Annotated in this window: 22 protein-coding genes; 15 read left to right on the forward strand and 7 right to left on the reverse strand. The window is 46.8% G+C overall.

Features of this window, described 5'->3' with window-relative positions:
• The first annotated feature begins 6 nt into the window (after positions 1 to 6).
• The 3 genes from rpsI to HMPREF9370_RS10320 all read left to right on the forward strand — a co-directional run bounded on the left by rpsI (position 7) and on the right by HMPREF9370_RS10320 (position 1,546).
• Positions 7 to 399: a 30S ribosomal protein S9 gene (gene rpsI, locus HMPREF9370_RS10310; protein WP_009117446.1), complete on the forward strand. Its 393-nt coding sequence runs from the start codon at positions 7 to 9 to the stop codon at positions 397 to 399.
• A 331-nt stretch (positions 400 to 730) separates the two neighbouring features.
• Positions 731 to 970, forward strand: a complete 240-nt coding sequence (locus tag HMPREF9370_RS10315; RefSeq protein ID WP_009117447.1) for a GlsB/YeaQ/YmgE family stress response membrane protein — start codon at positions 731 to 733, stop codon at positions 968 to 970.
• 63 nt (positions 971 to 1,033) lie between these two features.
• Positions 1,034 to 1,546 carry a protein disulfide oxidoreductase gene (locus HMPREF9370_RS10320; RefSeq protein WP_009117448.1) on the forward strand — a complete coding sequence of 171 codons (513 nt, stop codon included), beginning with the start codon at positions 1,034 to 1,036 and terminating at the stop codon, positions 1,544 to 1,546.
• A gap of 66 nt (positions 1,547 to 1,612) precedes the next feature.
• On the opposite strand, the gene HMPREF9370_RS10325 is transcribed toward HMPREF9370_RS10320, so the two are convergent.
• The gene (locus HMPREF9370_RS10325; protein ID WP_040667660.1) at positions 1,613 to 3,631 is read right to left on the reverse strand and encodes a prolyl oligopeptidase family serine peptidase; all 2,019 of its coding nucleotides are present in this window, start codon (positions 3,629 to 3,631) and stop codon (positions 1,613 to 1,615) included.
• Positions 3,632 to 3,705: 74 nt separating this feature from the next.
• On the opposite strand from HMPREF9370_RS10325, the gene HMPREF9370_RS10330 reads away from it, so the two are divergent.
• The 4 genes from HMPREF9370_RS10330 (at position 3,706) to ptsP (ending at position 6,937) form a co-directional block, all read left to right on the forward strand.
• A complete protein-coding gene (locus tag HMPREF9370_RS10330; RefSeq protein WP_009117450.1) occupies positions 3,706 to 4,266 on the forward strand; it encodes a hypoxanthine-guanine phosphoribosyltransferase in 561 nt (186 codons plus the stop codon).
• Between the two features lie 232 nt (positions 4,267 to 4,498).
• A complete protein-coding gene (locus tag HMPREF9370_RS10335; RefSeq protein WP_009117451.1) occupies positions 4,499 to 4,915 on the forward strand; it encodes a PTS sugar transporter subunit IIA in 417 nt (138 codons plus the stop codon).
• Positions 4,912 to 5,181 carry an HPr family phosphocarrier protein gene (locus tag HMPREF9370_RS10340; protein ID WP_009117452.1) on the forward strand — a complete coding sequence of 90 codons (270 nt, stop codon included), beginning with the start codon at positions 4,912 to 4,914 and terminating at the stop codon, positions 5,179 to 5,181. The genes HMPREF9370_RS10335 and HMPREF9370_RS10340 overlap by 4 nt, the downstream gene beginning before the upstream one ends.
• A gap of 1 nt (position 5,182) precedes the next feature.
• Positions 5,183 to 6,937: a phosphoenolpyruvate--protein phosphotransferase gene (gene ptsP, locus HMPREF9370_RS10345; protein WP_009117453.1), complete on the forward strand. Its 1,755-nt coding sequence runs from the start codon at positions 5,183 to 5,185 to the stop codon at positions 6,935 to 6,937.
• Positions 6,938 to 7,021: 84 nt separating this feature from the next.
• Here ptsP and rfaQ read toward each other — a convergent pair whose 3' ends face one another.
• The gene (gene rfaQ, locus HMPREF9370_RS10350; RefSeq protein ID WP_009117454.1) at positions 7,022 to 8,095 is read right to left on the reverse strand and encodes a putative lipopolysaccharide heptosyltransferase III; all 1,074 of its coding nucleotides are present in this window, start codon (positions 8,093 to 8,095) and stop codon (positions 7,022 to 7,024) included.
• Positions 8,096 to 8,225: 130 nt separating this feature from the next.
• On the opposite strand from rfaQ, the gene glnE reads away from it, so the two are divergent.
• The 7 genes from glnE to recX all read left to right on the forward strand — a co-directional run bounded on the left by glnE (position 8,226) and on the right by recX (position 15,053).
• Entirely contained in the window at positions 8,226 to 10,910 is a 2,685-nt protein-coding gene (gene glnE / locus HMPREF9370_RS10355) for a bifunctional [glutamate--ammonia ligase]-adenylyl-L-tyrosine phosphorylase/[glutamate--ammonia-ligase] adenylyltransferase (protein WP_009117455.1), read from the forward strand.
• Positions 10,911 to 11,010: 100 nt separating this feature from the next.
• On the forward strand, positions 11,011 to 11,268 hold the full coding sequence (locus HMPREF9370_RS10360; RefSeq protein ID WP_009117456.1) for a hypothetical protein: 258 nt from the start codon (positions 11,011 to 11,013) through the stop codon (positions 11,266 to 11,268).
• A gap of 179 nt (positions 11,269 to 11,447) precedes the next feature.
• Positions 11,448 to 12,053, forward strand: a complete 606-nt coding sequence (locus HMPREF9370_RS10365; RefSeq protein ID WP_040667176.1) for a glutathione S-transferase N-terminal domain-containing protein — start codon at positions 11,448 to 11,450, stop codon at positions 12,051 to 12,053.
• Positions 12,054 to 12,153: 100 nt separating this feature from the next.
• Entirely contained in the window at positions 12,154 to 12,552 is a 399-nt protein-coding gene (locus tag HMPREF9370_RS10370) for a ClpXP protease specificity-enhancing factor (RefSeq protein WP_009117458.1), read from the forward strand.
• Between the two features lie 106 nt (positions 12,553 to 12,658).
• Positions 12,659 to 13,579 (forward strand): tRNA pseudouridine(55) synthase TruB, encoded by a 921-nt coding sequence (gene truB, locus HMPREF9370_RS10375; RefSeq protein ID WP_040667184.1) that lies wholly within the window; start codon positions 12,659 to 12,661, stop codon positions 13,577 to 13,579.
• A gap of 233 nt (positions 13,580 to 13,812) precedes the next feature.
• Positions 13,813 to 14,526 carry a phosphoglycolate phosphatase gene (locus tag HMPREF9370_RS10380; RefSeq protein WP_009117460.1) on the forward strand — a complete coding sequence of 238 codons (714 nt, stop codon included), beginning with the start codon at positions 13,813 to 13,815 and terminating at the stop codon, positions 14,524 to 14,526.
• 74 nt (positions 14,527 to 14,600) lie between these two features.
• Positions 14,601 to 15,053, forward strand: coding sequence for a recombination regulator RecX (gene recX / locus HMPREF9370_RS10385; RefSeq protein WP_009117461.1), 453 nt, complete (start codon positions 14,601 to 14,603; stop codon positions 15,051 to 15,053).
• Between the two features lie 49 nt (positions 15,054 to 15,102).
• Here recX and HMPREF9370_RS10390 read toward each other — a convergent pair whose 3' ends face one another.
• The 5 genes from HMPREF9370_RS10390 to pilM are packed head-to-tail and all read right to left on the reverse strand — an operon-like array spanning position 15,103 to position 20,200.
• Positions 15,103 to 17,265, reverse strand: coding sequence for a type IV pilus secretin PilQ (locus HMPREF9370_RS10390; protein ID WP_040667189.1), 2,163 nt, complete (start codon positions 17,263 to 17,265; stop codon positions 15,103 to 15,105).
• A 20-nt stretch (positions 17,266 to 17,285) separates the two neighbouring features.
• Positions 17,286 to 17,822, reverse strand: coding sequence for a pilus assembly protein PilP (locus HMPREF9370_RS10395; RefSeq protein ID WP_009117463.1), 537 nt, complete (start codon positions 17,820 to 17,822; stop codon positions 17,286 to 17,288).
• A gap of 21 nt (positions 17,823 to 17,843) precedes the next feature.
• A complete protein-coding gene (locus tag HMPREF9370_RS10400) occupies positions 17,844 to 18,488 on the reverse strand; it encodes a type IV pilus inner membrane component PilO (RefSeq protein WP_009117464.1) in 645 nt (214 codons plus the stop codon).
• Positions 18,478 to 19,101: a PilN domain-containing protein gene (locus HMPREF9370_RS10405; protein ID WP_009117465.1), complete on the reverse strand. Its 624-nt coding sequence runs from the start codon at positions 19,099 to 19,101 to the stop codon at positions 18,478 to 18,480. Before HMPREF9370_RS10405 ends, HMPREF9370_RS10400 begins: the two co-directional genes overlap by 11 nt.
• Position 19,102: 1 nt before the next feature.
• Positions 19,103 to 20,200 (reverse strand): type IV pilus assembly protein PilM, encoded by a 1,098-nt coding sequence (pilM, locus tag HMPREF9370_RS10410; protein WP_009117466.1) that lies wholly within the window; start codon positions 20,198 to 20,200, stop codon positions 19,103 to 19,105.
• Positions 20,201 to 20,353: 153 nt separating this feature from the next.
• Between pilM and HMPREF9370_RS10415 the strand changes: the two genes are divergently transcribed.
• Positions 20,354 to 22,744 carry a penicillin-binding protein 1A gene (locus HMPREF9370_RS10415; RefSeq protein ID WP_040667662.1) on the forward strand — a complete coding sequence of 797 codons (2,391 nt, stop codon included), beginning with the start codon at positions 20,354 to 20,356 and terminating at the stop codon, positions 22,742 to 22,744.
• The last annotated feature ends 451 nt before the right edge of the window (positions 22,745 to 23,195 follow it).

Below are 23,195 nucleotides of genomic sequence, written 5' to 3' on the forward strand. Positions count from 1 at the left end.
CGAGACATGAACGGTAAATACTACTACGGCACAGGCCGCCGCAAAAGTTCAGTGGCTCGTGTGTTTCTGCAAAAAGGCACCGGCCAAATCACTGTAAACGGCCGCCCTGTTGACGAATTCTTCGCTCGCGAAACCAGCCGCATGGTTGTTCGCCAGCCTTTGGTTTTGACTGAAAATGCGGAAGCATTTGACATCAAAGTTAATGTAACTGGTGGTGGCGAAACCGGCCAATCCGGCGCTATCCGTCACGGCATTACCCGTGCTTTGATCGATTATGATGCAGCTTTGAAACCCGCTCTGTCTCAAGCCGGCCTCGTTACCCGCGACGCCCGTGAAGTTGAGCGTAAGAAACCGGGTCTGCGCAAAGCACGCCGTGCGAAACAATTCTCTAAACGTTAATCTGTTTACAGACCCGACGTTGGATAAAAAGCCTGCAGCATACATGCTATGCTGCAGGCTTTTTATCAAAACACCGCCTACTCACAATAATGCCTGTCTGAAAAAGTTATTTTCAGAAATACAAGGCAGCAAGTCGCAGACCATACAGGTAATGTAAGACTGATTTGGTTGCTACTTTAACAGCTTACAAAATCGTTTTCTTTAAGCCAATAAAGCAACACCTCAGAAAATATTAAGTTTTACAGTCATAACAAAATTCCAACCAACCCTTTAAAAATCCACTACCAGCCTCATATAAAGCTTTCATTCACATCAAATTAAGGAATAAGAAATGCTTTCTACCATTATTATTGGCTTTATCATCGGTGTATTGGCTAAATTTTTACACCCCGGCCGTGATAATTTAGGTTTGATTATGACTACACTGCTGGGTATCGGCGGATCATTGTTGGCAGGCTGGGTAGGTCAATCGGTTGGCATGTATAAAATGGGCGAACCTGCAGGCTGGATTGCTTCTACTTTAGCTGCAGTAGTTATTTTGATGATTTACACCCGCGTCATTAAAAAGTAAGTACGTATAACTCCAAAGGCAGGCACTTAGCCTGCTTTTTCGTGTTCAGACAGGCATCGTTCTATGCAAAAGAAAAAATGGTACTCTTGGTTAAAAGAAGGGTTAAAGCTACTTGTATTTATCCTACTCATTTCCATTTCACTTGACTGGTGGCGCAAACCAAAAGAACCGGAAAATTTTGCTCAACAGGCCCTTCTTACACTTTCACAACACGACATCACTTTAGCCGAGTTTAGCCAAGACCATGTAGCTGTTTTGTATTTCTGGGGTTCATGGTGCGGCATCTGTAAGCATACCTCGCCCACAGTTGAAAAACTGCGGGCTAATGGGATACCCGTATTGAGCGTGGCACTGTCTTCCGGCAGCGACGAGGAAGTACGCCAATATCTACACCAACACAATTTGCAGTTTGATACGGTAAGCGATCCTCAAGGCTTGCTTGCTAAGCAATGGCAAATCGCCGTTACGCCTACTATCGTTTTGCTGAAAAACGGCAAGATACTGCACAGCACTTCCGGCATCAGCAGCTATTGGGGCTTGCGCACACGCATCGGCCTTTTCAATTTGGTTTATTAATGCACCAATTTTCAGACAGGCATTGTCAGTAAAATGCCTGTCTGAATCATGGGATTCGACTGCGCTCTATACGGCTGCTTTGCCGCCAACCAAAACCGTTTCCAAAAACCGTAACACGCAAGCCAACTCTTCCGCTGTTTCTTCTTGTGTTCCATTGCCGGTATGACCGCCTCCGGAAGGCGCATACAGCCAACTATCCGGGGAAATGCTACGTAGTTTTGCATAAAACTTTAAGGCATGAGCAGGGTGAACGCGATCGTCGCTCAAACTGGTGGTAACCAATGCAGGCGGATAGGCAATATGCCCGCTCAAATTATGATAAGGTGAAAGCGCTTGCAGAAACGGGCGGTCAAGCTCGTTTTCAGGATCGCCGTATTCTTCAATCCAGCTTGCACCTGCCGACCATTGCGTATAACCCAACATATCGGTTAATGGCACTTCGCATACCAATGCACCCATGCTCTGCGGCTCACGTACGAAAGCAGACGCCACAACCAAGCCGCCATTACTGCCGCCTTGCAAAGCAATCCGGTGAGCAGAAGATAAACCTCGTGCACATATATCCTGCACAACGGCCAACAAATCATCCACGCTACGGTGTTTGTGTTTACCTTGCGCAGCAGCATGCCAATGCTTGAATTCGCCGCCGCCGCGCACATTCGCCACCACAAACGAGCGGCCCGCTTCCAGCCAATGCCGCCCCATTGTGCCCAAATAATGCGGCAACTCCGGCATACCAAACCCACCGTAAACATAGATTAAAGTAGGCGTATCGGGTGAAACGGCTTTACCCACATAATAATAAGGAATCTCAGTTCCATCGGCCGATTTTGCCCAAAACTGGTTAATCTCAATCCCCGCTGCATCAAATTGCTTGGGCTGGCGGCGCAAAACCGTCAGCTCCATCACATTCAAATCCAATGCAAACAGGGTTAGCGGCGTCGTAAAGTGGCTGGCTGCAAGATAAACCACATCGCCGCCCCACGGCTGGTCGGTCATTTCCATCGCACCGCACGGCAGCTCAGGCAATGCCTGCTCCTGCCATACGCCTCCGATATAGCGCCATGCTTTCAGACAGGCATTGACCTTATCCAGATAATTCACCACTACAAAGCGCTTGGTCGTTTCCACACTTTCAACGGCCTGATTCTCATCCGGCGCAAACAGCAATTGCGCCGCGCCCAGTTCTCCCCTATTCAATTTCACTGCCAGCAACGCACCTGCCGGATAGGCCTGATTGGCCCGCTTCCATTCCGTGCGCAGTTGCACCATAAGCTGCCCGGCCAGATAGCCGACAATTTCACAATCTTTCGGTAACGCCAGCAATTGCACTTCGCCCTCGGCATCCACCTGAAAATAATCTTTGGTGAAAAAACCCGTACCTGCTTCGATCAAATCAACCGGTGCACCTTGCGCATCCAAATAACGCCACGCATGCACCATCACACCGCGCTCATCCATCTGATAAACCGGCAACGCCTCCTCAAAACTCTGGCCGCGCTCCATCAACCAAACCTGCCGCGGATAGCCTGAAACCGTAAGCTGGCGCTCATCCCAAGCCGGACAAACCCAAACGCTGTTTTCATCCCGCCATGTGATATGGCTTTTGCCTGCAGGAAAATGAAAGCCGCCTTCCACCAGCGCACGTTTGGCAAGATCAAATTCCAAGGTATAAGCCGTATCTGCGCCGGCCACACTCAAGTTCAGCAAAACCCGCTGCGGGTTCTCCACATAATGCGACACGCCGTCCAAATACACATCGTCGCCCAAAACAGCGTCGAAATCGGCCACATTAAACAAAATTTCCCAATCGGGCATACCTGCCCGGTAAGAAGCGGCGGAACATACGCGGTATACGCCTTTCGGATACTCCGCGTTCTGGTGGAAGTGATACATTCGCGCCCGATGCTCTTGGCAAAACGGAATCTGCCGCTCATCCTGCAATTGCGCTGTAATATCGGCTTTCAAGCGTTCAAATTCCGGCGTTTGTGCAAAGCGCGCAAGCGTTTCCTCATGCGCCTGTTTCACAAAAGCCAATGTTTCCGGCGCATCCAAATCTTCCAAAGAAGCAAATCTATCCTGCATGACAAAATATCGCGTGAAAAAATAAAACGCGATTATAATATGCTTTTCAATCGAATTAAGCGCAATCAAACACAATGGATATCGAAACCAAACGCCTCCAAACCCAATCCCTGCTCGACAATGCCGATTTATTGTTCAATGCCGCAGAATGCAGCGCCGCATTACATAAAATCGCCGCAGAGATCACCCGCGACCTGAGCGACAAATACCCGTTGATTCTTCCCGTAATGGGCGGCGCCGTCGTGTTCAGCGGCCAGCTTCTGCCGCTTCTGCACTTCCCGCTTGATTTCGATTATGTGCATGTTTCCCGCTACGGCGACAAACTGCAAGGCGGCAATTTCAACTGGAAACGCATGCCCGAAGCAGATGCTATTGCCGGCCGCCATATTGTTGTGCTCGACGATATTCTCGACGAAGGCCACACCATGGCTGCCATCAAAACCAAACTGCTGGAAATGGGCGCAGCCAGCTGCCTCGCAGCCGTATTTGCCAATAAACTGATCAGCAAAGAAAAACCCATCAGCGCCGATTACGTCGGCCTCAACGTACCCGACCGATATGTGTTCGGCTACGGCATGGATGCCGCCGGCGCATGGCGCAACCTCGGTGAAATCTACGCTTTAAAGCAAGATTAACCTGCTTTTTATTACAATGCCTGTCTGAAAAACGTGCGCATCATCACAGCAGCCCTTTCAGACAGGCATTTGCTTTAGTCCCGTTATATGCTGTGAAATCCCTAACCAACTGCTGCGGAATCAGCCCGCTTTACACTGGCTATCACGTTTTTCGGCTATAATTTCCGCTTAAAGACGATAAAACAGTTTCCAGGTCAAATGCCTGTCTGAAACGCAACAAGGAATACACAATATGATAGGCGTTATCATCCTCACCCATGAATCACTTGATGATGCATTTCGCGCGTTAACGCACCATTTTTTCCCCGACATTCCCGATAACATCCGCCTGCTCGGCGTAAAGAATAGCGAAGACCACGACGACGTAATCCGGCAAATCAACCGGTTGATGGAAGAAATCAATGCCGACCAAGGTGTGCTCGTGTTAACCGATATCTTCGGTGCCACGCCCTGTAATGCCGCGCGCAAACTCGTTATCCCCGACAAAATCGCCATGCTCACCGGACTTAACGTGCCCATGATGATAAAAGCCATCCAACATTCCAACAGCGGTATCGGTTTGGCCGAATTTACCGCAAAAGTCAAACAAGCCGCCATAAACGGCATTATCGACATTACCTCACCACATGGAGGAGTCTGCTCACTATGATCAAACAATCCGTCGAAATCATCAACAAACTCGGTTTACACGCCCGAGCTTCCAGCAAATTCACCCAAACCGCTTCCGGCTTTCAAAGCGAAGTATGGGTTAGCCGAAACGGGCACCGAGTCAACGGCAAAAGCATTATGGGTCTCATGATGCTGGCCGCAGCCAAAGGCACGGTTATCGAGCTGGAAACCGACGGTGCCGACGAACAAGCCGCTATGCAGGCATTGATTAACCTGATAAACGACTATTTCGGCGAAGGAGAATAAAATGAGCATCGTCCTACATGGTGTAGCTGCCGGCAGAGGCATCGCCATAGGCCGTGCCCATCTCCTCTCCCGCGGCATGAGTGAAGTGCCGCAGCAAAATCTGGAGCCCGAAGACATTCCGGCAGAAACCGCCCGCTACGAATCTGCCATCAAAGCAACCCGCCGGCAAATGGAGCAACTGCGCAGCAGCATTCCCGAAAACGCCCCTACCGAGCTGGGTGCGTTCATCTCGCTGCACCTGATGCTACTGACCGACGTGACCTTATCACGCGAACCGGTAGACATCATTGAAGAAGAACACATCAATGCCGAATGGGCGCTCAAAATCCAAACCGACCGTCTCAGCCGCCAGTTCGACGCCATCGAAGACGAATACCTGCGCGGGCGCAAACAAGACATGCTGCAAGTAGTGGAACGCATCCATAACAACCTTATCGGCCAGAGCAACGAGCTAAACCTCAGCCCCGACTTGCTCGACGAAACCATCCTGATTGCCCAAGACATCTCCCCTGCCGATACCGTTCATTTCAAAGAACAGCGCGTTGCTGCTTTCGTTACCGACGCCGGCGGCCCCACCAGCCATACTGCTATTTTAGGGCGCAGCTTGGAAATTCCTTCCGTTATCGGCCTGCGTAACGCCCGCAATCTGATTAGTGAAAACGAATGGGTTATCGTAGACGGCATCAACGGCATTTTGATTATCGCGCCCGATGACCTCGTAATCGCCGAATACCGGCGCAAACTGCGCGAATACCGCAGCCGCCAACGCCAACTCAGCAAGCTGAAAGACACTGCCGCCACCACCGAAGACGGCGTCGATATCGAACTACTTGCCAATATAGAATCGGCCGACGACATCAAAGCCTTGCATAAATACGGCGCCGACGGCGTGGGCCTGTTCCGCAGCGAATTTCTTTTTCTCAACCGCGACACCTTGCCAGATGAAAATGAGCAATACGAGGTTTACAGCGACATTATCAAAAAACTCAAAGGCAAGCAGCTTACCATCCGTACCGTTGACTTGGGCGTAGATAAAAACCCGCGCTGGTTTGGCCAACACGGTACGCCCAACGGCAACCCCAACCCTGCCCTCGGCTTAACCGGTATCCGCCTGTGCCTGGCCGAACCCGTGATGTTCCGCACCCAGATGCGCGCCATCCTGCGCGCCGCCGTACACGGCCCGGTAAAAATCATGTGGCCGATGATTGCCTCAGTTTCAGAATTAAAACAATGTCTTATTCATCTGGAAACCGCACAAAAACAGCTGACCGAACGGGGTGAAAAATGGCAGGAAGTAGAAGTCGGCTGCATGATTGAAATTCCCGCCGCCGCACTGACCACTGCTACATTGCTCAGATATGTGGATTTCATTTCCATCGGCACGAACGACTTGATTCAATACACGCTTTCGGTTGACCGCGGCGACGACAGCGTCAGCTATCTTTACCAACCTGCCCATCCGGCAATATTGCGCTTGTTGGCACATATCATCCGCACCGCCAACCGTATCGGCAAATCTGTATCAATATGCGGCGAGATGGCCGGCGATACCGATTTTACACGCCTCCTGCTCGGTCTCGGCCTGCGCCGCTTCTCCATGAATACTACCAACCTGCTGGCGGTCAAAGACGTGGTGCTGCACAGCAATATTGATGAATTGGAAACTGAAATCGGTAAAGTAATGCGCAACGATGATCCCGACAAATCGGAAAAATTATTGAAAAAATTGAATGAAACAGAAGAAGCTTCCGTATAAATCTTTCATTAAACACAATGCCTGTCTGAAAAGCTTTTTCTGCTTTCAGACAGGCATTGTGCTTAATAATCAGCCTAGTATTTTTCAGATAGGCATTTGCCGCTCTACCGCCGCCCACACAGCATCTACCGGAATATTGCCTAAATAACGCTTGCTAGTGTTCACATCAATGCTGTTCGGATGCGGCAATTCGCCGAAATCGCCCGCCCACACCACTTCTGCGCGATCTGAATAAGGCCGCCAGCGGCTAACCCAACTGGGGCCGAACAACGCAACTTGGGGCTTATCAAGCGCCGCAGCAATATGCATGGGCACGGAATCCACGCCGATGAACAGCTTTGCACGGTCAATGGCGGCGGCGAGTTCACGCAAAGTCAACACACCGTCAAGCACCCACAATTTCTGCGGCAAAACAATATGAATTTGAGATTGCAAATATTCCAACATCGCATGTTCGCGCGCATCAGGTGCCGCAGTAAGCACCACATTGCAGCCTGAATCAAACAGTTTTTTCAAAAGCTCGACTGTTTTATCGTCTTCCCAGCATTTGAAAAACCAGCGCGATCCGGGATGCACCAACACATAATCTTCACCGCGCCAACCCCGGTCTTGCAGTTTCTGCTCCAAGCTTCTTCGCGAAGCTTCGGAAATACCCATGCGCACTTGCGGCTTATAGTATTTCAGATCCAGCCCCAAAGGCGCCAGCAGGCTGAGATTGTCATCAACCGTATGCATATCCATGCTATGCGGTTCGGTCAGATCCGTATGTAATTTGCGCCAAAGTGCATTGCGTCGGTTATGCCAGTTAAACGACAAACCGCGTTCCGCTTCACTGAATTTAGTAATCAGACCGGCACGCCAACGGTTGGAGAAATTCAGAACAGCATCATAATTTTGTACCTGAATCCACCTGAGTAAAGCAATTTCCTTTTGGATATGAAATAGCTTGCCCTGTTTCTTCCAAGCACGATCGATGGTATGAACTTGAGAAATCAAAGGATTATCGATTAAAACGTCTTCCATCCCTTTATACACCAGCATGTCCACATAACAATCAGGCATCGCTACTTTCAACGCATCGGCCACAGCCGTGGTAAGCAGGACATCGCCGTGGTGCATCATTTGTATCAATAAAAATCGTTGTTTTTGTTTCATCATTTTGCAATCTGATTATCTGCCCGTGAGCAGCCTTTATTATTAATTGCCATTATAAAACCAAAGTGGTTTTTCAGACAGGCATTTGATACTATATTTGCTTAATGCCTATCTGAAAAAACCATAAATCATTATGTCTGCCATCGAAACCGCCCGCCGCTACTCACAATATCTTTCCCGTCATCTAGATAACGGCAACCTCAAGCCCGAGGTTCTGAACCCTCTGCTTTCCCGCCCGCTCGACGCTGCCGATTTTTATGCATTCGCTGATTGGGAACAATTGCAACACGATGAAAATGAAGCAGAGCTGGCGCGTCAGCTGCGGCTTCTTCGTCGTTATGTGATGGCGCACATCCTCATCCGCGATATAAACCGTATCAGCGATCTGAACGAAGTAACCGGCACCATCACCCGCTTTGCCGAATTCGCCGTGAACACAGCCTTAAACTACGCCTACGCCTACTATCAAGATATGTACGGCACGCCGATCGGCCGATACAGCGGCACACCGCAACACTTGAGCGTTGTGGCCATGGGCAAAGCCGGCGGCTATGAGTTGAACGTGTCCTCCGACATCGACCTGATATTCATCTACCCCGAAAACGGCGACACCAACGGCAAACGCGAACGCACCAATCAGGAATTCTTCACCAAAGTCGGCCAAAAATTAATCACCTTGTTAAACGACATCACCGCCGACGGCCAAGTGTTCCGCGTAGACATGCGCCTGCGGCCCGACGGCGACAGTGGCCCGCTCGTGCTCAGCGAAACCGCATTGGAGCAATACCTTATCACACAAGGCCGAGAATGGGAGCGCTACGCATGGTGCAAAGGCCGCATAATCACACCGCACCCCAACGATATTGCCGCACTCGTACGCCCCTTTGTATTCCGCAAATATCTGGATTTCAACGCCTATGAAGCCATGCGCGGACTGCACCGGCAAATCCGCCGCGAAGTGCAGAAAAAGGATATGGCCGACAACATCAAACTCGGCGCAGGCGGTATACGCGAAATCGAATTCATCGCCCAAATTTTCCAAATGATACGCGGTGGCCAAATCCGTGCCCTGCAACTGAAAGGCACGCAGGAAACCCTGAAAAAGCTGGAAGAATTAAGCATTCTCAGCAGCGAAACCGTTGCCCGCCTGCTGGAAGCCTACCGTTTCCTACGCGACATCGAACACCGCTTGCAATACTGGGACGACCAGCAAACCCAAACCTTGCCGCAGCAGCCCGAACAGCAGCAACTGCTGGCCGAAAGCATAGGCTTTGACAATTATGAAGCGTTTTCAGACAGGCTTCGCCAACACCGCCGCTTCGTCAACCAAACCTTCGAGCAAGTGCTTGCCGAGCCCGAAGAGCAACAAAACGAAGAAGCCCAAGAATTTGCCGCACTCTGGTACGAAGGCGGCGACGATGCCGAAAAGCATAAGCAGCTCGCCTCACTCGGCTTTGATGCCGACAGCGTTGCCGCACGGCTCGCACAACTAAAAAAAGGCAGCAAATACCGCCACTTGTCCGCCCGCGCACTGCACCGCTTCGATGCCATAGTGCCGCAAATCATCGCCGCCGCCCAAACATGCAGCAACCCCACCCAAACCCTGTTCCGACTGCTCGATTTTCTCGAAACCGTCAGCACCCGTTCCTCATATCTTGCCTTTCTGCATGAATATCCCAAACAATTGCAGCAACTTGCCGAAATCATGAGCCAAAGCTCATGGGTGGCCGATTATCTGCAACGTCATCCCGTTTTGCTTGACGGCCTGCTTTCATCGCAATTAATGGTGCAGACGCAAGACTGGCCCAAAATTAGCGCGGAGCTCGCCCAAACCCTCGAAGCCTGCGACGACACGGAAAATAAAATGGACACGCTGCGCCATTTCCAACATGCGCAAACTTTCCGCTTAGCCGTGCAGGATTTGGCAGGCTTATGGAAAGTGGAAGCCCTCAGCGACGAGCTTTCCCTGATTGCCGACATCATCCTCACCCAAACCCTGATTCACGCATGGCGCGACATGCCGAAAACCCATACCGACACCCCATGCTTCGCCATCATCGGCTACGGCAAGCTCGGCGGCAAAGAGCTGGGCTACACCTCCGACCTCGATCTGGTTTTCCTATACGACGACCCGCATCCCGACGCTTCCGACACCTACACCCGCCTCGCCCGCAGGCTGACCACCTGGCTCTCCGGCAGCACCGGTGCCGGCACGCTCTATGATGTTGACCTGCGCCTACGCCCCAACGGCGACAGCGGCTTTCTCGCCCACACCGTGGCCGCCTTTGAAAAATACCAACACGAAAACGCCTGGACGTGGGAACACCAAGCCCTCACCCGCGCCCGCTATATCGCCGGTTCACCCGAAATCGGTAACGCTTTTGAGCGCATCCGCCGCGACATACTCACCCAGGAGCGCAACGCCGACAAACTGCGCAACGAAATCATTGAAATGCGCGAAAAAATGTTTCCGACCCACCCTCCGCTAGACAGTGATGTAAAGTATGCGCGCGGCGGCATAGTTGATGTAGAATTCATTGTGCAATACCTGATTCTCGCCCAATCACGCCATTGCCCCGCCTTGCTGGAAAACTACGGCAACATCGCCCTTTTGCGCATTGCCGCCGAACACGGCCTGATTGATCAAGAATCCGCACGTCTCAGCCGCCGCGCCTACCGCTTTTTCCGCAAACTGCAACACGATAGAAAATTACGCGATGTAGAAAAAATCGAAGCTGGTGAAGAATTGTCGGCGCATTATCAAGCAGTGAAAAAGCTGTGGCAGGAAGTATTCGACGAAGCACCGAAAACAGTTTGAAACAACAAAGCCTGTCTGAAACCCTTTTTTCAGACAGGCATTTCAAGCAATCCAACACTTATCCTTATAAACAACCTCCCAACAAATACACCGAATACACATGAGCACAATCAAAATTGCCTTGGCCGCCCTATTGGTTATCTGGTTTCTTGCCAGCATCGTGTGGGGCAGCATCTGGATGAATCTGGTTACCTCCAGCCAGGAAGATAAAGAAGAATTTCTCAACGAGCACGTTCGCTCCCCCTCAGACCGCATAGGCATAAGCATGCTGCGTTTTCCTGTGTTGCACTTAATCATCTGGCTGATTAATGTAGTCGGATTATGCTGGGTAGCCACCGGCTGGTGGCAGAGTTTATAAAGAATGCTTTGGCCAAATTAAAAAATGCCTGTCTGAAATATTCTTTCAGACAGGCATTTTTTCCATTTAAAAACAATGAACTATCATCATTTTCTTGGTTTTTTCCCGCAAAAATATTATACTGCTTCATATTTTCTTTCCTAACACACCCCTTAAAAATATTTAGGAGCCGTTCCAACATGATGATTCTTTATTCAGGTATTACCTGCCCGTTCAGCCACCGTTGCCGTTTTGTGCTTTTCGAAAAAGGTATGGATTTTGAAATCAAAGATGTAGACGTGTTCAACAAGCCGGAAGACTTGGCCATTATGAACCCGTATAACCAAGTGCCCGTTTTGGTGGAACGCGACTTGATTCTGCATGAATCCAACATTATCAACGAATATATCGACGAACGTTTCCCACATCCGCAATTGATGCCGGGAGATCCTGTAATGCGCGGCCGAGGCCGTTTGGTATTGTTTCGTCTGGAAAAAGAGCTATTCAGCCATGTTCACGTTTTGGAAGACCCTGAAGCTACACCAAAAGAGCAGGCAAAAGCGCGTGAAGCCATTACCAGCGGCCTGACCGTGCTTGCCCCCGCGTTCAACAAAAACAAATACATTCTAGGCGACGAATTTTCTATGATTGACGTAGCCATCGCCCCGTTATTGTGGCGCTTAAACCATTACGATATCAAATTGGGTAAATCAGCTGCACCATTATTAAAATATGCAGAGCGGATTTTCCAACGTGAGGCCTTTATCGAAGCGCTCACTCCGGCTGAAAAAGCCATGCGCCGTTAATCAACCGCAAGGGAAAGCATGGCTTTCCCTTTCTATTACGGTGAAACATTCTCAAGCAGCCACTCAACCGCTTTAAATTATTTTAAATGGACAAAGCCGTATGACAACCAGCACCAAGCCTTATTTACTCCGCGCCCTTTATGAATGGTGTGTTGACAACAGCCAAACGCCCCATATCGTAGCATGGGTCAACGAACACACGCGTGTACCGATGCAATATGTACGCGACAATGAAATCGTATTAAACATCGGCCCTGCCGCCAGCCCAAATGTGAGTATTGATGACGAATGGATTCATTTCTCCGCACGTTTCGGCGGCGTAGCGCATGAAATCTGGATTCCCGTAGGCCATGTCGTGAGCATTTTCGCCCGCGAAAGCGGTGAAGGTATGGGTTTTGAAGTAGAGCCCTGGCAGCCCGAAAGCGCGCCGACCAACAAGAGTGACACACCGCCCGATGGTGATACACCCAAGAAAAAAGGGCTGAAGCTCGTGAAATAAACTGTTCCGAGTGAAACAAAAGGCTGAACCATTCTATCTCCTGCTTCAGCACTATACTTTATGGGATGATATAATCCACCTCTTTTTTCAGCCACCCCAACAACGCATGAACAAGCCGCAAAAAAAGCGCAAGCTCAACGGTGTATTACTGCTCGACAAACCTACCGGCCTTTCCAGTAACAGCGCCCTGCAAAAAGCCCGCCGAATTTTCAATGCCGAAAAAGCGGGCCACACCGGCGTACTCGATCCACTGGCCACCGGCCTTTTACCTGTGTGTTTCGGTGAAGCCACCAAGTTTGCCCAGTACCTTTTAGATGCCGATAAAGGTTATACCGCCACGCTCAAACTCGGCGAAGCCACCACCACCGGCGATGCCGAAGGAGAAATTATCGCTACTGCACCCATACCCGAAAGCAGGGAAGGTTTTCAAGCTGCCTGCACAGCGTTAACCGGCGCTATCCGCCAAGTACCGCCCATGTTTTCAGCTCTCAAACACGAAGGCCGACCGCTTTACGAATACGCCCGAAAAGGTATTGTGATAGAACGCAAGCCGCGCGATATCATTATCCACAGCATTGAAATTACCGAATTTTCACCACCTAAGGCCGTGATTGACGTACGTTGCAGCAAAGGCACTTATATCCGCACGCTCAGCGAAGATATCGCAAAAAAAATGGGCACTTTCGCCCACCTTACCGCTCTGCGCCGAACCGAAACCGCGGGATTCAGCATCAATCAAACCCATACCCTCGAATCACTGGAAGCACTCAACGAAACCGAACGTGATACCTTGCTGCTACCATGCGATGCTTTAGTGCAACATCTACCCGAAATACATCTAAATAATAACGAAATTAAACAGCTGCGTTTCGGACAGCAACCCGCTTGCCACAATCAAAACCTACCTGCCGAAACGCCGCTACGCGCGTACAGCATACAAAACGAATTTATCGGCTTGATAGAATATCTCCCCCGCTATGCCTGTCTGAAAAGTGTCAGGTTAATGAACACCGGAAATGCAATTTGAACACAGCAACACCAACCAACACTTTGTTAGAGCAAATAAACTTATCACCACGAAACTGAACCTTTTTTATACATCGTCCACTACTTTGTCATACTACCCATACAGTCTGTGTTTCGCAGCCTGATTCTGAATATTAAGTTTTCGGCTATATGGTCAAATTGACGGCCAAACCTAGAGACATACGCTTTTTTTGTTATACAATAACCTCTCTCTTCCCCTATACATAAAATAATATGAATCCAACCACTCTCGCCCATGTTCAAGCCGCTGCTTTCGACCTAGACGGTACACTTTGTGATTCCATTCCCGATTTAGCCGCCGCCGCCAACGCCACCTGCCAACACATGGGCTTGCCTACGCTGCCGGATAAAGTCGTAGAAAGCTACGTAGGAGACGGCATCGCCAAACTTGTCCACCGCATCTTAACCGAAACCCGCGAAGAAGAAGCACCACAGTCACAATGGGAAGAAGCATTTGCCTTTTTCATGCAATATTATCGCGAGCATTTGTCTGACTTTACCCGAGCTTATCCTGAAACTGAAGCCGGCCTCGGTTTGCTTAAATCATTAGGCATTCCACTGGCTGTGATTACCAATAAAAACGAGCTATTGGCAGTTGAGCTACTCAAACAACTCAAACTCGCCGACTATTTCAGCCTGATTCTCGGCGGCGACAGCCTGTCTGAAAAAAAACCCAACCCGCTACCACTGCAACACGCCGCTGAAGTATTGGGTGTGGATGTGAAAAACATGCTTATGGTTGGTGATTCACACAATGACATCCTTGCTGCCAAAGCCGCAGGCTGTATGAGCGTGGGTGTATCTTTTGGTTATGGCAATATGGCAGAGCTTTCTAAAAAAAGCAGCACCAAACCTGACTGCGTTATCAATTCATTACCGGAAATCTACGAAAATCTGCGCCCGCAAACAGATCCAGACAATAAATAAAATATAACAATGCCTGTCTGAAACATATTCAGACAGGCATTGTTATCTTACACCACTACTCTCATTCAAATAACATGTCAAAAAAATCCCTTCGCGCCCGAGCACTCGATATTCTCTCCCGCCGTGAAATCAGCCGAATTGAGCTTAAACGAAAACTTTCGCCCTATGCCGAAAGCGAAGAGGAAGTAGAAAAAGTGTTAAATGAATTTGCCGAGCGTAACTGGCAATCTGACCAACGCTTTACCGAATCATTTATTCACAGCAAAAGCGATCGCTACGGCACACGAAGGTTGAAGCAGGCATTAGCAGAAAAAGGCATTGATGCAAGTACAGCTCAAACCTTTATGCCTGATCATGCGAAAGAATTAGCAACCGCTAAAAACGTGCTACGCAAAAAATTCAAACAACCTCCGGCAGATTTGGCTGATAAATACAAACATATGCGCTTCCTTGTTTACCGGGGCTTCGATATAGACACTATCAATCAAGCTATAAAGTCTGCATGGGGAGACGAAGAACATGAATAAAACGGCACCTATTAATCAATAGGTGCCGTTTCTTTATGTCACAAGATTATTAATAGCGTAAATTACTACCTTGATAATCAATGATGCGCGGCGTGATAAAAATCAACAGCTCACTTCTCTCTTCGTTGCGGGTACGTGATTTAAACAAGTTACCAACCACAGGAATATCACCCAACAGAGGCACTTTTCTGATACCGTTAGAATTAATTTCTTCATAAATACCGCCAAGAACTAAAGTGCCGCCATCTTCAACCATCGCTCGGGTTTCCAAGTTATTGGTATCAATACAAGGTTCACCATTGCTACCACCGCAGCTTTGATTTACTGAGTCTTTATTGATTTTCACATCCATAATGATTTGACCGTCGGGTGTAATGTGCGGCGTTACACGTAAGCCCAACACAGCTTTTTTGAACGATACATCAGTTGCACCGCTGGATGTTTCCGAAGTGTACGGAATCTCAGTACCAGACTCAATTACGGCTTCTTTCCTGTCTTGCGTCAAAACGCGCGGATTAGAAATAGTTTTCGCCTTATTTTGTGCCTGTTGGGCTTGTAATTCCAAACTCAAAGCACCCGAAGCCATTTTATGAATCAACGCAACGCTGGAAGTGGCTGCCGCAATAGGCAAGTTAACGTTAGGATCCCATGAGTAAGGTGTTGGTGTTGGTGCTTGATATCTGCTACCACTATCAAGTGCACTTGCTAGGGCATTGTATTCCGCACGTCTGTTATCACCATAAGCATTATTGTTTTTAATAGCATTGTTAAGGTTATTTCCCCAGCTATTGGTTCCATTTGAACCACCATAGCCAAACTTCACACCAATATCACGTGAGAATCCGTCAGAAGCACGCACAATTCGAGCTTCTACCATCACTTGACGAGTAGGAACGTCCAATTCCTCTATCAACTTTTGGAATTTCCGGATAACTGTATTATTATCGGTAATAATCAGTGTATTTGTACCCGGATCAATTAACGCACTGCCCCGTTTACTTAAAATGCTGTTTGCAGTATTGTTGCTACCACCTTCCTCCAGCCTCAAAACTTTACGGAACTCTTCTACGTTTTTGTATTTAAGCTGGAATGTTTGAGAATACAATGGACCTAAATCATTGATTTCATTCTGAGCTTGCAATGTGGCTTTATCTTTAGCTAACAACTCATCACGCGGAGCGACATTGATAATATTGCCTTGTCGGCGCATATCCAGATTACGGGCTTCCAACACCAAATCTAAAGCCTGATCCCACGGCACATCTTTCAAGCTGAGAGTCATTTTGCCACTTACACTGTCGCTGGCTACAATATTCATACCAGACTCTTTAGCCAAAATTTGCAAGATCGTGCGTACTTCTACGTCTTGGAAATCAAAAGATACCCTGCGGCCAGTAAAGTTTTTATTTCTTTTATTATTTTGCAATCCCGCATCTGCGACATTTGCCTTCGGTAAAACTTCAAAAGACATGCGTCCGCCGGAAATCTTTTCACGCACATCCCAGCTACCTTTATTTCTGATAACGATTTCGGTGTCATTACCAATACGTTTCAATACAATACCACGAACCGGTGTATTAAAATCAGAAACATCTAAGCTGCGTTGAGCTTGTGCGGGCAATGGATGATTTTTCAAAGTAATCACAACACGATCATTCTGGCGTTTTATAGAAGGATTACCATTAAATGAAGGCGCACTAATATCTACAATACCTGCATTACCATTACCTTTACGGAAATCAACCGATGCAGAACTTACGGCCTGCTCCTGTTTTTTCACAATTATACGGTCAGAGGCAGTTGGTTGACTTGATGCAGCGGGAGCTTCAGGTGCCTCATTCACGTAAACCCATACTTCATTACCTTTGATCTCAGAAGTATATTTACCCGCTTTATTCAAGCTTAGAACCACTCTTGTTTGACTGCCGTTTTTAACAGCACTGATTTGGTTCAATAAAGGATCTGCGTATTCCAAAACAGGCTGCTGCAAAGCAACATCAGTTGTCGGAAAATCCAGTGAAATGCGAGCAGGTGAATTGGTTACAAAACCACTCGGGGACACAACATCGCGGTCAAATTTGATTTTGATAATTTTTTGATTATTAGGCAACGTTGATACATTAATATCTGTAATGTTGCCTGCAAAAGCTGAGGTTTGCATAGCCAAACCTAAGCTAATAGCTGAAATAGTTTTCATACTGATAGGTTTCATTAAAAGTTACCCCTTAAATATTAATTGTCTGTTTTAATGCTCTGATTGTCTTTACTATTATCCAACAGTAGTTCCGCATTTCGGAAAGTCCAATTACCATCGGCGTTTTCGATAACTTCTGTAATTGTCAGTTTATCCGGCATGATCGAAGTAATCTTACCAAAGTTCTGCCCTACATAATTACCTGTTTTTACTGTATAAACATGGCCATCTATCTCGATATAACCTGTTTTTTGACTCCCTGAGATAAATGATCCTACATATTTCATATTTTCCAAACTAAATGCTTCCAACACTTCTTTTGGCCGGTTGATATTCGGTGCATTATGTCCCGCGATGCCTTCATTCAATCGCTTAGCGCTAAAAGCATTCAAACCTGTTGTTTTCGGTGGGATATAAGTAACTGAAGGATTAACGGTAGGCTGTTCAAATGGTTGTATATGCTTCTGCGCATCTTTTTGCGTTTGTTCCATCCATTGCCTTAAATCTTCATGCTCTGGAGAACATGCCGCAACCATTAAAGCCATTAAACTTGGGAGTAAGATTTTATGAGTCATTATTTTATTCCTCTCGTAATGTTACGGCTGAGTTTGCTCATCTGTGTTCCCTGCTTGAGAAGCAGCTTTCTGTTCCGCTGCAACCTCCTCTGCCGGCCGTGCTTTATAAGTGTTAGCAGTAGCAGTTAAAGTCAATTTATCCCCTTTTTCTTCATTACTTAAATTGATTGATTCCAAAGTAATAATGCGGGAAAGAGAACCCACGTCTCTCGCAAATTGACTAATTTGATCGTACTTACCGGTAATTGAAATAGCATAAGGCAAAATCTGAATTGGCCCGTCATTTTGTGTAGGCTGAGGCGTCACACTATTCATACTCATTCCATTGGTTGCTCCTGCTTGATGCAACTCCTGAATCAAGTTGGGAATTTCTGCATCTGTTGGCAACTGTTTTAACAGAATATCGAATGATGAGCGAATGGCAACCAATTCAGCTTTTAAATTATCCAGACTAGCAGCTTGAATACTTTTTTCCGTATAGCTAACTTTCAACTCTTCTTCTTTTTGCTTACTTGCTGCCAACTCTTCTAATTGCGTACGAAAAACTGCAAAGTAGCCAGCACCTAATACGGCAACAACAACTAGAGCAGCAACTGCTAACTTAGCAGGTTTATTCAGCAAATGAAGTGTTTGTAAATCAACGTCTTTTAATTTCTTATTGGCCATTGTTTTCATCCCCTGTGTTTTCCAACTTAGCCTCTGTATTGGTATTGCTATTTTTCTGCGCAGGTGAACTGTATTGATTTAACAATACTTTCAATGAAAACTCCTGTGCTTTATCAACCTGCTTAATACTCAATAGTTCCGGCTGTGTAAACAAGCCGGTGCTAGGTATCGAACGCATAAATATTGCGATCTTATTATCACTTGTTGCTTTACCATTAATAAGGTAGGTATTCGGATTCTCACCGACCTTAATAGAAGTAAGATGGGTGCCTTCAGGAATCAATACATTTAGAGTATCAACGATATAAGCAGCTTGAAATCTCTTATGTTGGAGTTCTTCAATTTTTTGTTTTCTATCCAAAAAATTGCGCTTTTCTTGACTCAACTTTTTAATTTCAACCAGCTTCTTGTCTTCTTGTTCAATTTCTTTGGTTAAAAAAGCATTTCTTTCTTCTTGCTTACTAATCGCCGCCCCGATCCCCATATAGGCAACAACTGATAAACCGACACCTGCGGCAAGCGCCAAAAGCATCAATGTCTTAAAACGCTGCTTCTGACGCTGCTCAATCTGCTCCCGATAAGGCAGAAGATTAATTCGCGTTAATTCAATCATTTTATAAACCCCTTAGTGCTAAGCCGAAAGCTGTAGTCAGCAATGCGGCGTCTTGCTGTAGTTGTGATAAATCAATTCTTTTACCGTGCGTAGCATAAATAATCGGGCTAACGCACTGGGCAGCCGTGTTTGTTTGTGAAAATACTGTTTCAGGCAGGCCTTCCTGAAGTGAAGCTGTTCCCGTAAGGAAAATATGTTTTACGCTTGAAAATTGGTCACTTGCTTGCGTCGTGTAATAGAATTGAAGAACGCGCTGTATTTCCTGAGCAACCTGAATATTGAAACGGTCCGCTATTTGTGACTGATAATCCAAGGGTCTGCTTTCCATGGAAGCTTTCATGTTTTCGGCTTCTTCTTCCGTCACCTGGTAAGTACGCTGAATCAGCTGAATTAGTTGCTCGCCACTAACCGGCGTTTCTTGTTTGTAAAGAATCTGGCCTTTTTGCAAAACCATTGCCTGCATCTGGTAATCGCCTACATCAATAACTGCTATTTTTTCATCGGTAAGCTCTGGAGCATGTTGGTTAATCCAAAAAGAAAACGCATTACACTGTGCAAATAAATCCACATCCATATATGAAGGTGCTAAATTGGCGCTTTCTAATGCCTCAATACGAGGTTCAATATCTTCTTTACGTGCAGCAACTAATAAAACTTGTTTCCCCAAAGGCATAACGGAATTACCAACCACTTGGTAATCGTAATTCATCTCTTCAATTGAACCAAATTGAGCAATCTCATTTTCTGCAAATGCTCCCAAACTCATCTCGCTTTCGCGCGGATGCACAGCCGTTTCTACAGTAACCATACCCTGTGGCATTGCTGCGACAATATTTTTACTGGAGGTATTAAGTTGGTTATAAGCATGTTGCAAATAAGATACTAATTGATCGTAATCTTGAATTTGATTACCACGAATGATATTTTTCGGTAGCTTTGTAATAACGTACTTTTCCAATTGAATTTGGTTTAAACTACGCCCTGTCAGCTGAACCATTTTGATGGCTTTCTGACTAATATCCACACCTACCGATCCGCGAGAAGTAAGACCTGCCGAAGCTTTGTTCGTTGTATTATTTTGGTTTTTTAATAAACGCATAATGTAAGTTTCCTGCCAAGTAGAGTAAGCAACAGTGTTGGCTTCCGTAAGTTGTTTAAGTATATTTTGTGGTTTTAATTTAAGTGCTCCACGAAATATTTGTATCATTTTACTTTATTTAATGCCAGCAATGGCAAAATTTATTATTCCGCTATGATTAAAAAAATTATCACCATATTCTTAGGGCTTTTTTTAGGTTTAGCATTATTTGCAATTGGCTTGCTCGCCATAGCAGTGTTAGTTACCTATCCTAAACTCCCTTCTTTAGATACCGTCCAACATTATCAGCCTAGAATGCCCCTCACAATTTATTCTTCCGATGGAAAGTTAATTGGTTTATACGGAGAGGAACGGCGTGCTTTTACAAAAATAGAGGATTTCCCAAAAGTTTTGAAAGATGCTGTATTAGCGGCAGAAGACAAACGTTTTTACAACCACTGGGGCGTTGATGTCATCGGTGTCGGACGAGCAGTGATCAGCAATATGACAGGTGGTGTACGCTCCGGCGCCAGTACGATTACGCAACAAGTTGCAAGAAATTTCTTTCTAACAAACGAGCAGACATTTACCCGGAAATTCAATGAAGCTTTGCTTGCCTACAAAATCGAACAGTCTTTAACCAAAGACCAAATTTTAGAGTTGTATTTCAACCAAATTTATTTAGGGCAACGGGCTTACGGTTTTGCAGCAGCCTCTCAAATCTATTTCAATAAACCTGTACAGAAACTAACCTTAGCAGAGGCAACCATTCTGGCAGGCCTTCCTAAGGCTCCGTCAACATTCAACCCTATTGTTAACCCTGAACGTGCCAAACTCCGCCAAGAGTACATTTTAAACAACATGGTCGAAGAAAAAATGATCACTCCCGGCGAGCGAACACAGGCACTAAACGAAAACTTGCATTACGAGCGCTATGTACAACAAATTGATCAAAGCGCTTTATATGTTGCCGAGATGGTTCGCCAAGAGCTTTATGAAAAATACGGAGAGTCCGCTTATACACAAGGTTTTAAAGTCTATACAACGGTCAACACAGAAAACCAAAAAGTGGCTACTGAAGCGCTGCGCCGCACACTACGCGGCTTTGACAGAGGAAGCAGTTATCGTGGTGCAGAGCATTACATTGATTTAGACAAAAGTGAAAACGAAGAAGAGGATATTAACGATTATTTATCCAAACTTTATGCCGTAGACGGCATGGTTCCTGCTGTTGTTACTTCCGCAGGCAAGAAAGGTGTGCAAGTCCAATTGCCTAATGGTAAACGAACCAATATCAATTTAGGCTTTGCTGCCCGCGCGCTAAACAACACAAAGATGGGCGATGCACAAATCCGCCGCGGCGCCGTTATCCGTTTAAGCAAACTTAAAAACGGCGGTTGGACAGTAGTACAAGAGCCACTCTTGCAAGGTGCCTTGGTTTCTCTTGAAGCCAAAACAGGGGCGATCCGTGCCTTAGTCGGCGGTTATGATTTCCACAGCAAAAGCTTTAACCGTGCCACGCAGGCACAACGCCAGCCCGGTTCGACCTTTAAGCCTTTCATTTATTCTGCCGCATTAGCTAAAGGTATGACTGCCGCTACTGTGATAAATGATGCACCTTTATCACTTCCCGGACATGGTACGGGCGGCCGGCCATGGCAGCCTAAAAACGCGGATGGTACCTATTCAGGCTTTATCACGCTTCGTCAGGCATTGACCAAATCGAAGAACATGGTTTCTATCAGAATTCTGATGTCGATCGGTATACCTTACGCGCAACAATATATTCAGCGATTTGGCTTTAATGCCGCAGACCATCCCGCCGGCTTATCTATGTCTCTGGGTACGGGACTAGCAACACCGCTGCAAGTAGCTGAAGGTTACGCTGTATTTGCCAATGGTGGTTATAAAGTTTCATCCTTTGTGATTGATAAGATTTATGACAGCAACAATAATCTGCGTGCACAGATGAAGCCTTTAGTGGCGGGGGAAACTGCGCCGCAAGTTATTGATCCTCGTAACGCTTACATCATGTATAAAATGATGCAGGATGTTGTTCGCCGCGGTACTGCTACTCGAGCCAATGCATTAGGCCGTTCGGATATCGCAGGTAAAACGGGCACTACCAATGACAATAAAGATGCTTGGTTTGTTGGTTTCAACCCTGAGATTGTCACTGCCGTTTACATCGGCTTCGACAAACCAACCAGCATGGGGCGCGCAGGTTACGGCGGCACTATCGCTTTACCTGTTTGGGTAAGTTATATGCGTTTCGCTCTGAAGGGTACACCAAGTAAAGGGATGGCTGTTCCTTCCGGACTGGTTAACCGAGGTGGAGAATATTTCCTAAAAGAGCAACAATCCACCAACCCCAAACTGGCTCTCGACAATCGTGCAAGCGGGCCAATTACATCTCAACGCCGCCCAAGCGGAAACGCGTCCAAATCGCGTACTCCAGGTAATACGTCCAACTCGGGTCAAGAGACCGTTGTAGAACCTATTAACAGACCTACACCTGAAAATTCAGGAAGAGGGGGCAATAACAATCTAGATGCTTTATTCTAACAAGAGCATCATTCAGACAAAAAAGTCGACTGTACGCAAACAGTCGACTTTTTTATCCACTTTAATACAGCCGAAGAGCCACTCATTTCTACCCACTGCAGCTAAGCTGTTAGATTTAAGAAAATACTCGATGTAAGCTTGAATACCGCTGACATGATTAAGAATTAGATGATGCCTGTCTGAAAAGCTGTTTTCAGATAGGCATCATGACGCTTTATAGTTTTAAACCCTTGCCTAATAACATATACCGCCATACTCGGGTTGCACTCAAATATAACGTAGGAATTTTTAAGTTGATACCTAAAGCAATCAACACATTAACACAAGGTAGCAAGCCAAAGACAGTACAAGTAGCAAGGAACTGATTTTTGATATTTTATCAGCTTAAAAAATCATTCTCTCAGAGCTAAGACTCAGAAACGCCGTAATAAAAATTAAGCTGATTGACTAT

The organism is Neisseria wadsworthii 9715, assembly GCF_000227765.1.
Taxonomy (GTDB): Bacteria; Pseudomonadota; Gammaproteobacteria; order Burkholderiales; family Neisseriaceae; genus Neisseria; species Neisseria wadsworthii.